This is a genomic window from Pontimicrobium sp. IMCC45349 (genome assembly GCF_047219225.1).
Classification (GTDB): Bacteria; Bacteroidota; Bacteroidia; order Flavobacteriales; family Flavobacteriaceae; genus IMCC45349.
Map to the genome: position 1 here is coordinate 2709098 of NZ_CP178208.1, position 13409 is coordinate 2722506.

The following is a 13409-nucleotide window of genomic DNA, read 5'->3' on the forward strand; positions in this document are numbered from 1 at the left end:
TAGGATATAGAATTGTATATTTGTTTGCGAAAATTTAAAAAATACTATGACACTTATAAAATCAATTTCAGGAATTCGAGGTACTATTGGAGGACAAGTTGGCGATAATCTAACGCCAATAGATGCTGTTAAATTTGCTTCGGCTTATGGTACGTGGATAAAACAACAACGCAATAAAGAAAATTATAGAGTTGTTGTTGGTAGAGATGCAAGAATTTCGGGAGAAATGATTCAAAGTTTAGTGATGAATACCTTAGTAGGATTAGGTATTCATGTAATAGATTTAGGATTATCTACTACACCAACAGTTGAGGTTGCAGTGCCATTAGAACATGCAGATGGAGGTATTATTTTAACTGCAAGTCATAATCCAAAACAATGGAATGCATTAAAGCTTTTAAATGCTAAAGGTGAATTTTTAAATGCTGCTGAAGGACAGAAAATATTAGACATTGCTGATTCTGACGCAATGGATTTTGCTGATGTAGATAGTTTAGGAAAAATAACTGTTAATGATGCTTATATCGATATTCATATTGATGAGGTTTTAAAATTACAATATGTAAATGCTAAGGCTATTGCTGATTGTAATTTTAAAGTAGTGGTTGATGGTGTTAACTCAACTGGAGGAATAGCTATTCCTAGACTTTTAGAACGTTTGGGTGTTGAGGCAGTAGAGTTATATTGTGAGCCAAATGGACATTTTCCGCATAATCCAGAACCTTTAAAAGAGCATCTAACAGATTTATCTGAAATGGTAGTTAAGGAGCATGCCGATTTTGGTATTGTTGTAGACCCAGATGTCGACAGATTAGCATTCATGGACGAAACAGGAGAGATGTTTGGAGAAGAGTATACTTTAGTGGCTTGTGCAGATTATGTGTTAAGCCAAGAAAAAGGAAATACTGTAAGTAATATGAGTTCTTCTAGAGCTTTACGCGATGTAACCGAAAAGCATGGAGCTACTTATCAAGCAAGTGCGGTTGGAGAGGTGAATGTTGTAGAAATGATGAAACAAAACAAAGCTATTATTGGAGGAGAAGGTAATGGAGGAATTATTTATCCAGAGTTACATTATGGTAGAGACTCGTTAGTAGGTGTTGCTTTATTTTTAAGCTTATTAGCTGAAAAGAAAATGAATGTAAGTGCCTTAAGAGCGAGTTATCCTAGTTACTTTATGAGCAAGAAAAAAATTCAATTAACACCTAGCTTGGACGTAGATGGAATATTGAAGGCTATGGAAGCGAAGTATGCTAATGAAGATATTACTACTATTGATGGTGTGAAAATTGACTTTGCAGAAAATTGGGTACACTTACGTAAAAGTAATACAGAACCAATTATTAGAATTTATACTGAAGCTAAATCGCAAGAGATTGCTGATAACTTAGCTAATAAGATTATTTCAGAAATAAAAGAAATAGCGAATATTTAGTATTTTTGCAAAATTAAACCTAAGAAGATGTCTACAGTAGAAACTCAATATAAATCAGAATTAGAACAATATTTCAAGCCATTTAGAGATAATATTATTGGTATAGATTTAGAATTTGAATCACCATATGGAACTCAAAAAATGGTGTATACTGATTGGACAGCTTCTGGTCGTTTGTATGGACCTATAGAAGATAAGATGGCTAAGGAGTTTGGTCCTTATGTAGCTAATACACATACTGAAACAACCGAATCAGGAACAGCTATGACTTTAGCTTACCATAAAGCTAAGGATATTATCAAAGAGCACATTAATTGTAATGAAGATGATGTGTTAATTATGGCTGGAAATGGTATGACAGGAGTAGTCAATAAGTTTCAGCGTATTTTAGGTTTAAAAGTACCAGAGAATTTAGAAAAGTATACAGCTATTCCTGATGAAATAAGACCAGTGGTTTTTATAACACATATGGAGCACCACTCAAACCAAACATCTTGGTTAGAAACAATGGCCAAGGTAGAGGTTATTCCTCCTTGTGAAAAGGGATTGTTTTGTATGGATAATCTTAAAGCATTATTAGAAAAGTATAAAGATTGTACTTTAAAAATTGCATCAATTACAGGAGGATCTAATGTAACAGGAATTCAAACACCATGTCATGAAATTGCTAAGGTAATGCATCAACATGGAGGTGTTTGTTTTGTAGATTATGCTTGTGCAGCACCTTATGTAGATATTAATATGCATCCAGAAGATAAAGAAGCTTATTTTGATGCAGTTTTCTTTTCTCCTCATAAATTTTTAGGTGGACCAGGAACTTCTGGTGTTTTAGCATTCAATAAGAAGTTATATAATAACATGATTCCTGATTGTCCAGGTGGAGGAACTGTAAGTTGGACAAACCCTTGGGGAGAACATAAGTATTTTGATAATATTGAAGATAGGGAAGATGGAGGTACTCCAGGATTCTTACAAACTATTAGAACTGCACTGTCTATAAAGTTAAAAGAGCAAATGGGAGTTGATAAAATGTTAGAACGTGAACATGAAGTACTAGACCAGGTTTTTAATAGATTAGGTAATATTTCTAACATCAATATTTTAGCACCACATATAAAGTCAAGGTTAGGAGTTGTGTCTTTTTATATAGATGATTTACATTACAATTTAGGTGTCAAATTATTAAATGATAGGTTTGGAATTCAAACACGTGGAGGTTGTAGTTGTGCAGGTACATACGGACACTTTTTATTACACGTTGATCAAGAAACTTCTAACGAATTAACAAGCGAAATTTCTATTGGTGATTTAGCTAGAAAACCAGGTTGGATTCGTATGTCTATTCATCCTACTACAACATGTGAAGAGATAGAATATGTTTGTGATAGTATTGCGCAGTTAGCCGAAAACCATGAGGAATGGGCTAAAGATTATGATTATGATAGATTTACTAATGAGTTTTCACATAAATCATTTTCTAATGCGCTAAGACATAAACGTGTAGAAAATTGGTTTGAGCTATAATTAAAGAGCTTATTTTTCACGATGTTTCCATCGTTTATGAGTCCATAAATAATATTCTGGAGCTTCATAAATTTGGTCTTCTACGCGTTTCATAAAAGCATCAGTGATTTCGTAGTCTTTAAATTCTTTTGCATTTTCTGCTAGCATTTCAAAAGTAGTTTCGTAGTACCCTCTTTTAATACGTTTTACTCTAAAGAAAATAACAGACATGTCTAGTCGTTTAGCAAGCATTTCAGCTCCTGTATGAATAGGAACATTAATGCCCATAAATTCGTTCCAATGAAAGGCTTTTTTCTTTTTTGGAGATTGATCAGAGGCAAAACCATTTATGGTTAACTCACCATTTCTACTAGCTCTAGTTAAAATGGGAATAGTTTCTTTTGTGGTTATTAAATGGCTATTGTATTTAGCACGAATACCTTTGATTAATTTATCAAAGTGTTTATTTCTAATGCGTTTGTATATAGCGTATCCTTTATGGTTTATATAAGTTTGAAGAATGAAAATCCATTCCCAACTACCATAATGAGCACACATTAAAATAATGCTTTTATTTTTCTTTTCTAATTCGTGAATGATGTCAAGGTTTTTAAACTGATAGCGTTTTTTCATTTCAGCTTCAGAAATAGTCATTGACTTAATCGACTCCACCATCATATCACATAAATGATGATAAAATCTTTTCATTATTAATTTTTTTTCAACTTCTGACTTATTTGGGAAAACAAGATCAAGGTTTTCACGCACTACCTTTTTTCTATATCCAATAATTTGATATAGAAGGATATATAGACAATCTGAAAAGGCATAAAGCAATCTAAAAGGTAAAATTGAGATAATCCATAAGAATGGATAAATGAGTATATAAGCAATTAGTTGCATTAATAAGTTTAGTTTTGATGAGCAAATATATGTTATATTTGGTTTTTACGTTTACACTTTATGGATATAAATTTTATTACTTTAATTATTATTGGCGCAAATGTCGTTTTATCGTTAAAGGGATTTAATGATTTTTCTTTTTTTGAAAAAAACAAGTTTAATATAGGAGGAATACAAAGGGGAGAGCAGTCTAGAATGGTTTCTTCTGGTTTTTTGCATGTAGATATGCAGCATTTACTATTTAATATGATAACACTATTCTTTTTTGCTGGTGTTGTAATAGATTATTTAGGACAAACTAATTTTGCGATTATTTATTTTGGAAGTTTGATAGTGGGGAATTTATTATCCTACTATTTTCACAAACATGAGTACCATTATAGTGCTGTTGGAGCAAGTGGTGCTGTAACTGGAATTTTGTATTCTGCTATTTTGTTAAATCCTGAAATGAGTTTATATATGTTTTTTGTACCTATTCCTATTCCTGCATATTTATTTGGTATAGGCTATTTATTATACTCAATATATGGAATGAAAAATAAAGTAGGTAATATTGGTCATGATGCTCATTTCGGAGGTGCTATTGGAGGTTATGTGATTACATTGTTAATGGCTACATGGTTATTTGAAAAAAACTTAGCAATGGTTGCTTTATTAGCAGTGCCAATTGTTTTATTATTTGTAATGCGAAAAACTGGACATATATAAAATAAAAAAGCCTTCTGAACTACAGAAGGCTTTTTTGTTAAAGGAATATATATTATTTCAATAGTTCTTCAACTTTTTTTTCTAAAGCAGCACCTCGAAGTTTTTTAGCTACAATAGTTCCACTCTCGTCAAGTATAAAAGTAGCAGGGATAGATCTTACGTTATACATTTTGGCTATAGGATCGCTCCAAAATTTTAAATTTGAAATGTTGTGCCAAGTAAGGTTATCATCTTCTATTGCTTTTATCCATCTATTCTTTTGACCTTCTTTATCTAATGAAACACTAATAATCTCAAGTCCTTTGTCGTGATATTTTTCATAAAGTTTTACCACATTCGGATTTTCTCTTCTACATGGTTTACACCATGAAGCCCAAAAATCAATAATAGTAACTTTTCCTTTTATATCATTTAAAGCAATTTCTTTTCCATTTGGGTCAGGAGCACTAAAGTTAGGGGCTACTTTACCTATATCAGTATTTGCAACAGATTCTTTTTGTTTTATTGCTAACTCAATTTTTTTACTAATTACAAGATTGCTATTATTTTTATTAGCAACACCTTCAAGCCTTTGTAAACTTGATTTTACTTTAGAGATATTTGCATTTTTATCTGCAGCCATTCCTTCTAATAGAAGCAATGAAAAATCTGAGTCTGGATGCTCATCAATAAAAGTGTAGGCGAAATTGTTTAATTCGTCATTTAATTGTGTATTTTTCAGCCCTAACTCTTTAAGTAAAGATGTATCATTTTGTTGGCGTGCGCTTCTTATTTCAGCTCTTGTATTTTTAATGCTTTCTAACTTAGCGTTGTAATTACTCTTATATAAGTTAAATACATCATTATTATAGCCTCCAGCTATTTTAGATTTGTATATACTGTCTTTAAAAATTTCAATATTAGTTACTCCAGGCTCTAATACAAATGTAGCTTGACCATTTACTCCATTAATAGTTAATATACGTATAGCTGTACCATTAATTTCACCTTCAAATTTGAAAGACTCATTCATTACCATCGCAGTGTCTGTGATAGCCTGATTTCGTCCATCATTTTGTGATTTTAAATGAGCTCTAATGCCATTATATACACCTTTTGCAGTTACATTTACTTGATAGGTGCTAGAAGGAAGTGTTGATTCTTCTTTTTTACAAGAAAAAACCATTGTAAGAACTAGAATTAATAATGATATCTTTTTCATTTTATAAATTAGTTTGTTTAATACATAAGCAAAAATAAACTTTATAGGTAATTAAAAGAAATTAACTTGATAAATCCTTTATTGTATGTTACAATAAGCAATTTCATTACTTTTGCCTAAAATTTAATAATATGAACCATAAAGATAACATTATTGCACTTGCAACTGCCTCTGGAGCTGGAGCTATTGCTGTTATTAGAATTTCTGGAAAAGATGTTATAACCTTGGGTGATAATTTATTTAAATCGGTTTCTGGTAAAAAGCTTATTAATCAAAAAACACATACCATTCATCTTGGTCATATTATTAAGGATAATAAAGAACTTGATGAGGTATTAGTTTCTGTTTTTAAAAATCCTAATTCATATACTGGAGAAAATGTAATAGAGATTTCATGTCATGGAAGTCCTTTTATTCAGCAAGAAATTATTCAGTTGTTTTTGCGTAATGGATGTAGAGTAGCTAATCCAGGAGAGTTTACTTTAAGAGCTTTTTTGAATGGCAAGTTAGATTTAAGTCAAGCTGAAGCTGTTGCAGACTTAATAGCTAGTGATAACGAAGCATCGCATCAAATAGCAATGCAACAAATGAGAGGTGGTTTTAGTAATGAGATTAAGTCTTTAAGAGATGAATTGTTAAATTTTGCTTCTTTGATTGAGTTAGAGCTTGATTTTGCAGAAGAAGATGTAGAGTTTGCTAATCGAGATCAGTTTAGAGATTTAATAGAGAGAATTACTAAAGTATTAAAGCATTTAATAGATTCATTTGCTATTGGTAATGTAATTAAAAACGGAATCCCTGTGGCTATTGTTGGTGAGCCAAATGTTGGAAAATCAACATTATTGAATGCTTTATTAAATGAAGAAAAAGCCATTGTAAGTGATATAGCAGGAACAACTCGAGATGCTATTGAAGATGAGTTAAATATAGGAGGCGTAGGGTTTAGATTTATTGATACAGCAGGAATTAGAGAAACTGAAGATGTTGTAGAGTCTATAGGAATTAAAAAGACTTTCGAAAAAATCACACAATCTCAAGTGGTGATTTATTTGTTTGATGCATCGCTTGTTACTTCAGAGAATATTGATGCTATTAATGTTGAAATTAGAAGTATTCAAAATAAGTTTCCTGATAAACCTTTAGTAGTAGTAGCTAATAAAATAGATAAGGCGGACAATAGTGTGATTGAGTCTGGATTTAAATATGATAATTTGTTATTGCTTTCTGCTAAGGAAAATATTGGAGTAGATGATTTAAAAAACAAGCTTTTAACCTTTGTTAATACTGGTGCTTTACGAAATAACGAAACTATTATTACTAATTCTCGTCATTACGATTCTTTATTAAAAGCACTAGAGGAAATCCAAAAAGTTCAACATGGTATGGACGCTAATTTATCAGGTGATTTATTAGCTATAGATATTCGTCAAGCTTTATATCATTTTGGTGAAATTACAGGTGAAATTACTTCTGATGATTTACTAGGTAATATCTTTGCTAACTTTTGTATTGGGAAGTAACTTACTTTCTTTTATTTGTTAATCCCTTGTTATTGTTGACTTTATAGTGTTTTATCTTCTTTTATTTGTTGCTTATTTACTCTTTTTTGATTAAATTTGTTGTATATCTGTTGCCTTAAATACGGATTTGTTGCCCAAATCTGTTGGCGAAAATAAAGGCGAAATGATGCACCATAACGCACCACGTTGCACCATTACGCTACATAAAGCACCATTTATGAGCAGTAATTTATTCATTCCTAAAACTTGTAAGCATTGCGGTAATGCCTTCACAGCACGTACAACAGTTACTAAATACTGTGGCGATACTTGTGCAAAAAGAGCATATAAGGCACGTAAGCGTAAAGAAAAAATCCAAGCTACTCTTACTGAAGATATGCAACAGCAAAAACAAGTTGTTGAAGTTCACAATCCTAATGCTGTAAATAACAAGGATTTTTTAAGCGTTACAGAAGCCTCACAACTTATTGGTGTGAGTAGATGGACCATTCAAAGAATGATTCAACAAGGACGTTTAAAAGCAGTTCCTTTTGGTAGAAAGCGTATTGTGGCCAGATGGCAAATAGAAAACCTCTTTAATTAATTCCATTATGAAAGTAACATTAAGACAACGCAAGAAAAACGACAAAATAAGCCTGTATTTAGATTACTATCATAAAGGTAAACGTAAAACCGAATACTTACGCTTATACCTTACACCAAATCCTAAAACCAAAACGGAAAGAGAGGTAAACAGGAAAACGAAGCAACTTGCAGAAACTATTTGTGCACAACGACAGATTGAAATTCAAAACGGTATTTATGGCTTTCAAGATATTGAAAAGCTAAAAGGCAGTTTTATTACTTACATCACAGCTTTAGCAGAAAAGAAAAATACAAGCTCTGGCAATTATGGGAATTGGAATAGTATGCTAAAACATTTAAAAAAGTTTTGTCCAACTGATGTTAGTTTTCAAGATATAGACAAATCATTTGTTGAGCGTTTCAAAGAGTATTTAGATAAAGATGCAATAGGTAGAGCAGGTAAGCAATTGTCTCAAAATTCAAAATATTCATATTTCGGGAAATTTTCAGCAGCATTAAAACAGGCTGTAAAGGATGGTATATTAAAAGTAAATCCTGCAAATGGTGTTGAATACTTTAAACAAGGCGAACCTCAACGAGAATTTTTAACGCTTGATGAATTACAAAAGGCAGTTAATACAGAATGTGAACTACCTATTTTAAAAAATGCTTTTATTTTTTCAGCTTTAACCGGATTACGTTGGTCAGATATTGAAAAACTAATATGGTCAGAAATCCAGCACTCAAAAGAAATGGGATATTATATCCGATTTAGACAAAAGAAAACTAAAGGTGTCGAAACCTTACCAATATCAGACCAAGCAAGAAATCTATTAGGAGAAAAAGGTAATCCAGATGATAAAGTATTTGATGGTTTGCATTATAGTGCCTGGTCTAACTTAAAGCTACAACAATGGATGATGAAAGCAGGTATTACTAAAAATATAACCTTCCATTGTGCGCGTCATACCTACGCTACCTTACAATTAACTTTGGGTACAGACATATATACAGTATCAAAATTATTAGGTCATAAAGAGTTAAGAACTACACAGATATATGCAAAAGTAATTGACGATAAAAAGAAAGAAGCGGCTAACCGTATTCAACTGGATTTATAATGAAAGGAAGTATATTTTCAAGTTTGGTTTCTATAACCAATGGCTTACATAGAGATAATAGACAGGAAAAGGATTTTAAATTCCTATTGTCTGATTTTAAATTGAACCAAAAAGCTAATAACGCAGTTTTTAAAGTAACCTTTAAAAAGCCTTTAAATGCCAAAAAAGAATATTATCAAAAGCTAATATTTAATGAAACAGAAAATGCGGTAGCATCATTTGCGAAGGAATTTCCGAAAAATGCAACGACACCAGAAAATAAATACAGCTATACCATTCTACTTAATAAATTTGATAAGTACTTAAATGACATTTCAACTTATATCAATAAAAGAGGAGTAACAGCAGATTTAAATAATGATGACAATTATATTATAAACTACTTAAAAGCATCTGTAATAAGGTTGTATTCTGAACTACAAGAGCAATACGGACAGTTTTCGGAAAATACAAAATTCTCTATTTCTGAAATTGCAGAAAAATACTTTAATGATGAAACTTTTGATGTTAGCTTAATAGAAAAGAACACCACTAAAAAAGTGGCTACCAAAACAATATCAAAACTTAAAAGCTTACCGAAAACCTCATTTGCGTTTAAAGGAAAAGATAAATCAAATCTTTTAAAAGTACTTGAACAGCTTCAAATTAAAATAGATTTATTAGAAAATAGAACGACTACAAAACAGCTGTTAGAGATTCTAACAACAGATGATTTTACTTCTTTAAGTTTTAATATTTATTTTGAAGCTAATACAACTGCAATTAGATACATCTTTGACAAACTAAAACCTCAATTTAAAAATTTAAAGTTATCCGAAATTGAAAGGTCTAATAAGTTTTATACTAAAAATGATTTTGAGTTAACTGCTCAAAATTTATCTTCAAGCAAGCAATATACTTTTAAAGAAAAAGAAACTATTGATAATATTTTCAAACAAATGCAATAAAAAACATTGAGAACATTGAGATTTCTCAATGTAATCTCAATACTACCTAAAAATCTTCATTTTTTAAAAATCTACATTTTCAACCTTTGTCCTGTTCTTGAAAACCAAGAATGACATTTGGCCAGATGTCCTCATTTATTTAAAACAAAATAAACGATGGACACAAATATCATCGAAAAGTTAGACCGCATTGAAAAACTCTTATTAGAGCAACAAACAATGCAAAAGCAAGTATTAAACTTTAATGAAACTTGCAAGTATTTAGAATTATCCCAATCGCACTTGTATAAACTTACAAGTACGGGAACCATTCCACATTATAAACCTAATGGTAAAAAGATTTATTTCCAACGAGAAGAGTTAGACCATTGGTTACTGCGTAACCGTATGGACTCAAGAGACGAAATTGAACAGCAAGCTGCCGATTACCTAATTAAGAAAGGAGCGGTGAAGTTATGACTGAAATAATTGATTTAATCTTGGCGCTCTCACAAGATGTTAAGGACTTAAAAGCACGTATCGAATTGTTGCGACAATCGAGAGCAGAAGTATTAAAAGATACGTGGATAGACAATCAAGATGTATTGCAGACCTTACATATTAGTAAGCGAACGCTACAAACTTTAAGAACCAATGGCACTTTGCCTTACAGCAAAGTAAAAGGTAAATTTTACTATAAAGTTGCTGACATAGAGCAATTGCTTCAAGACAACTACTACAACCATAATTTCAAGCGAGATGGAAATAAGTAGAGAAGCAATTTTAGACAAAACACATTATGGTTTAAAAATCTATGCCTATGTGTTGAGGCAGTATTATCCTAATCAAACAGTCCTTTCTGTAAAAGGAAGGGACTGTGGGATAACTCGAAACCCTTTTAATGGTGGTAAAGAAACCTTACGGATTTATATTGATGGTAATATAGCAACACATAGAGATACAGAATTAGAAGCTTTTAAAGGTGATGTATACGATTTTGCACAATACCATTTTAGAATAACCGATGAAGAAGAATTATTCCAAAAGATAAATCAAGAGTTACATCTAAATTTAGAAGTCAAGGAAAAAGACGAATTGGAATGGCTTAATGAACCAGACGATACCTGGTATGCTAATTGTAGCTTTTTCAAAGCACCTGTTCGTAATGTATTTCCTGCGGAAACATTGCGACTGCATCAAATATTTGCATTAATCACAAGTGATAAATACAAAAGGATTACTGAAGAATTAAGAGCAATTACCAATGTAAAAGAAGCACGTAAATTCAAAGCAAATCGCTTTGATTACGTAACACTTTCAGGAACATTTGAAAAACGAAGTGATAACAATTTGCTAAAGCATTCTAATCTATTAACGATTGATTTTGACCATTTAGAGAATTTACAAGAGTTAAGAACACAACTCTTAAATGATGAATATTTTGAAACCGAAATGCTATTCATATCACCATCTGGTGATGGTTTAAAATGGATTATTAGAATAGATATTTCAGAAGTATCACATTCAGAATATTTCACAGCAGTAGCAAATTACATTAAACACAATTATAACATTGAGGTTGACCAGTCAGGTAAAGACGTTTCCAGAGCGTGTTTTTTACCATATGACCCAACAGCCTTTCTACATAAAAGACATCAAGCATTATGACAAAAATATTTAACCCAAAAGATTGGTTAGAAGTTCCTAAAGAGCAACCTCAACCAAAAAGCAACACGGCAACAACTAATGTTGTTGCTGTTGCTGATAACGACATTGAATCCTACATTTCAGCAATCGAGCAATCAGGTTTGGACATAACAGGAAACTATGCAACTTGGAGAGATTTAGGTTTTGCTTTAGCTGAAGAATATGGAGAAACAGGAAGAGATTATTTCCACCGAATAAGCAAAAACTATGCGGGCTATGATTCAAAAGAATGTGATGAACAATTCAACAAATGCTTAAATGCAAAAGGACACGGAATTACTATTGCTACCTTTTACCATAACGCACATCAATCAGGTATCAAACCGACCAAACAACAGTACAACAACGAAGTTGCAACAAACGTTGCAACTATTGTTGATACACCCAACCAAGCAATGCCAACAATACCGGATGAGGTATTTAATACCTTACCGCAGTTTTTACAACAAGTTGTAAATCCAGCGAGCAGTCAAGAGGAAAAGGACATTTTGTTGTTAGGAGCTTTAACGGCTTTTAGTGCCTGCTTTCCTAAACTCTTTGGTATCTACGACCAACGTAAGGTGTTTGCTAATTTATATCTTTTTGTAACTGCACCTGCATCTGCAGGTAAAGGCAGGCTTAATCAAATTAAAAATTTGGTAGAACCTGTTCACAAGTTAAAACGTGAGCAAGCCAAAGTTCTAAAGCAACAATTTAATACAGAAATGGCAACTTATAATATGAACAAGGGTAAAGATGAAAACTTGGAAAAACCGAGTAAACCACCAGAACGAATGCTGTTTATTCCTGCTAACAATAGTGTAACAGGCGTATATCAATTAATTTCTGATAATGATGGTAGAGGATTAATTTTTGAAACCGAAGGAGATACATTAGCACAAGCCTTTAAAAGCGATTATGGTAATTATTCCGATGGATTTCGTAAAGCCTTTCATCACGAAACCATAAGCTATTATCGTAGAACCGATAGAGAATATGTAGATATTGAGAAACCGTGTTTATCAACAGTATTATCAGGGACACCAAAACAAGTGGCAACCTTAATACCCAATGCCGAAAATGGCTTGTTCAGTCGCTTTATGTTCTACTATATGAATATCAAACCAACTTGGAAAAACGTGTTTCAAAATAGCAATAAAGTAGGTTTAGACGATTACTACAACCAATTGGGTAGCGAGTTTTTAGAACTGTACAAAACCCTGAAAAACAATCCAGAGATTGAAATACGGTTAACTACAACCCAACAACAGCAATTCAATACGTTTTTTGAATCTTTACAGACCAAATACATCAACCTACAACCCGAAGAGTACATCGCAACGATAAGGCGTTTAGGCTTAATTGCGTTTAGGATAATGATGCTATTCACAGCATTTCGTATTATGGAAGATGGTGATGTAAACGCAACTAAAGAATGTGAGGATATGGATTTTAAAAACGCACTAACCATAATTTCAATTTTAGTAAAACACAGTAGTAAAGTTTTTAACGACTTACCTATTGAGCAAAAAGCAACAAAACGATTAAATAGAAAGGAACGCTTTTTAGAAAGTTTACCAAAGCAGTTTAGCAGACAAGAGTATTTAGATTTAGCCACAAAACAGAGCATACCACATAAAACCGCAGAAGGTTATATTACCAAATTTGTTGATGCAGGATTAATACACAGAGAAGCACACAATAACTACTCAAATCCTGCAAAGACATAGTTAAGGATTTCGAGGATTTAAGGAAATGATTAAATGGATTTCCTCAAATCCTCAACTTCCTCATTACCTGTTAATAACTGTTTATATCTTTTTACTTTCCTTTTGTTTCCTT

Annotated in this window: 13 protein-coding genes; 11 read left to right on the plus strand and 2 right to left on the minus strand. The window is 32.0% G+C overall.

Features of this window, described 5'->3' with window-relative positions; genetic code table 11:
• The first annotated feature begins 46 nt into the window (after positions 1-46).
• Together glmM and ACLII3_RS12655 are read left to right on the plus strand one after the other, a co-directional pair.
• Positions 47-1435 carry a phosphoglucosamine mutase gene (gene glmM, locus ACLII3_RS12650; protein ID WP_412984593.1) on the plus strand — a complete coding sequence of 463 codons (1389 nt, stop codon included), beginning with the start codon at positions 47-49 and terminating at the stop codon, positions 1433-1435.
• Between the two features lie 27 nt (positions 1436-1462).
• Entirely contained in the window at positions 1463-2959 is a 1497-nt protein-coding gene (locus tag ACLII3_RS12655) for an aminotransferase class V-fold PLP-dependent enzyme (protein WP_412984594.1), read from the plus strand.
• Positions 2960-2968: 9 nt separating this feature from the next.
• On the opposite strand, the gene ACLII3_RS12660 is transcribed toward ACLII3_RS12655, so the two are convergent.
• Positions 2969-3841, minus strand: coding sequence for a lysophospholipid acyltransferase family protein (locus ACLII3_RS12660; RefSeq protein WP_412984595.1), 873 nt, complete (start codon positions 3839-3841; stop codon positions 2969-2971).
• Between the two features lie 60 nt (positions 3842-3901).
• Here ACLII3_RS12660 and ACLII3_RS12665 point away from each other — a divergent pair, with 60 nt between their 5' ends.
• On the plus strand, positions 3902-4549 hold the full coding sequence (locus tag ACLII3_RS12665) for a rhomboid family intramembrane serine protease (RefSeq protein ID WP_412984596.1): 648 nt from the start codon (positions 3902-3904) through the stop codon (positions 4547-4549).
• A gap of 52 nt (positions 4550-4601) precedes the next feature.
• On the opposite strand, the gene ACLII3_RS12670 is transcribed toward ACLII3_RS12665, so the two are convergent.
• Complete coding sequence (locus tag ACLII3_RS12670) at positions 4602-5750, minus strand: redoxin domain-containing protein (RefSeq protein WP_412984597.1); 1149 nt, start codon at positions 5748-5750, stop codon at positions 4602-4604.
• A gap of 131 nt (positions 5751-5881) precedes the next feature.
• Here ACLII3_RS12670 and mnmE point away from each other — a divergent pair, with 131 nt between their 5' ends.
• The 8 genes from mnmE (at position 5882) to ACLII3_RS12710 (ending at position 13297) form a co-directional block, all read left to right on the plus strand.
• The gene (gene mnmE, locus ACLII3_RS12675; protein ID WP_412984598.1) at positions 5882-7270 is read left to right on the plus strand and encodes a tRNA uridine-5-carboxymethylaminomethyl(34) synthesis GTPase MnmE; all 1389 of its coding nucleotides are present in this window, start codon (positions 5882-5884) and stop codon (positions 7268-7270) included.
• Positions 7271-7433: 163 nt separating this feature from the next.
• Complete coding sequence (locus ACLII3_RS12680; protein WP_412984599.1) at positions 7434-7853, plus strand: helix-turn-helix domain-containing protein; 420 nt, start codon at positions 7434-7436, stop codon at positions 7851-7853.
• Between the two features lie 7 nt (positions 7854-7860).
• A complete protein-coding gene (locus ACLII3_RS12685; RefSeq protein WP_105473073.1) occupies positions 7861-8955 on the plus strand; it encodes a site-specific integrase in 1095 nt (364 codons plus the stop codon).
• The gene (locus ACLII3_RS12690; RefSeq protein WP_412984600.1) at positions 8955-9902 is read left to right on the plus strand and encodes a DUF6617 family protein; all 948 of its coding nucleotides are present in this window, start codon (positions 8955-8957) and stop codon (positions 9900-9902) included. Before ACLII3_RS12685 ends, ACLII3_RS12690 begins: the two co-directional genes overlap by 1 nt.
• A 156-nt stretch (positions 9903-10058) precedes the next feature.
• Entirely contained in the window at positions 10059-10361 is a 303-nt protein-coding gene (locus ACLII3_RS12695; RefSeq protein ID WP_027879783.1) for a helix-turn-helix domain-containing protein, read from the plus strand.
• Positions 10362-10381: 20 nt separating this feature from the next.
• A complete protein-coding gene (locus ACLII3_RS12700; RefSeq protein ID WP_412984601.1) occupies positions 10382-10654 on the plus strand; it encodes a helix-turn-helix domain-containing protein in 273 nt (90 codons plus the stop codon).
• Complete coding sequence (locus ACLII3_RS12705) at positions 10641-11549, plus strand: BT4734/BF3469 family protein (RefSeq protein ID WP_412984602.1); 909 nt, start codon at positions 10641-10643, stop codon at positions 11547-11549. Before ACLII3_RS12700 ends, ACLII3_RS12705 begins: the two co-directional genes overlap by 14 nt.
• The gene (locus ACLII3_RS12710; RefSeq protein WP_148870041.1) at positions 11546-13297 is read left to right on the plus strand and encodes a DUF3987 domain-containing protein; all 1752 of its coding nucleotides are present in this window, start codon (positions 11546-11548) and stop codon (positions 13295-13297) included. The genes ACLII3_RS12705 and ACLII3_RS12710 overlap by 4 nt, the downstream gene beginning before the upstream one ends.
• Positions 13298-13409: the final 112 nt, after the last annotated feature.

What these genes read in the sequence shown, in the direction of transcription:
- glmM (WP_412984593.1), top strand. Translation starts at nt 47, where the DNA reads ATGACACTTATAAAATCAATTTCAGGAATTCGAGGTACTATTGGAGGA.
- ACLII3_RS12655 (WP_412984594.1), top strand. Translation starts at nt 1,463, where the DNA reads ATGTCTACAGTAGAAACTCAATATAAATCAGAATTAGAACAATATTTC.
- ACLII3_RS12660 (WP_412984595.1), bottom strand. Translation starts at nt 3,841, where the DNA reads ATGCAACTAATTGCTTATATACTCATTTATCCATTCTTATGGATTATC.
- ACLII3_RS12665 (WP_412984596.1), top strand. Translation starts at nt 3,902, where the DNA reads ATGGATATAAATTTTATTACTTTAATTATTATTGGCGCAAATGTCGTT.
- ACLII3_RS12670 (WP_412984597.1), bottom strand. Translation starts at nt 5,750, where the DNA reads ATGAAAAAGATATCATTATTAATTCTAGTTCTTACAATGGTTTTTTCT.
- mnmE (WP_412984598.1), top strand. Translation starts at nt 5,882, where the DNA reads ATGAACCATAAAGATAACATTATTGCACTTGCAACTGCCTCTGGAGCT.
- ACLII3_RS12680 (WP_412984599.1), top strand. Translation starts at nt 7,434, where the DNA reads ATGATGCACCATAACGCACCACGTTGCACCATTACGCTACATAAAGCA.
- ACLII3_RS12685 (WP_105473073.1), top strand. Translation starts at nt 7,861, where the DNA reads ATGAAAGTAACATTAAGACAACGCAAGAAAAACGACAAAATAAGCCTG.
- ACLII3_RS12690 (WP_412984600.1), top strand. Translation starts at nt 8,955, where the DNA reads ATGAAAGGAAGTATATTTTCAAGTTTGGTTTCTATAACCAATGGCTTA.
- ACLII3_RS12695 (WP_027879783.1), top strand. Translation starts at nt 10,059, where the DNA reads ATGGACACAAATATCATCGAAAAGTTAGACCGCATTGAAAAACTCTTA.
- ACLII3_RS12705 (WP_412984602.1), top strand. Translation starts at nt 10,641, where the DNA reads ATGGAAATAAGTAGAGAAGCAATTTTAGACAAAACACATTATGGTTTA.
- ACLII3_RS12710 (WP_148870041.1), top strand. Translation starts at nt 11,546, where the DNA reads ATGACAAAAATATTTAACCCAAAAGATTGGTTAGAAGTTCCTAAAGAG.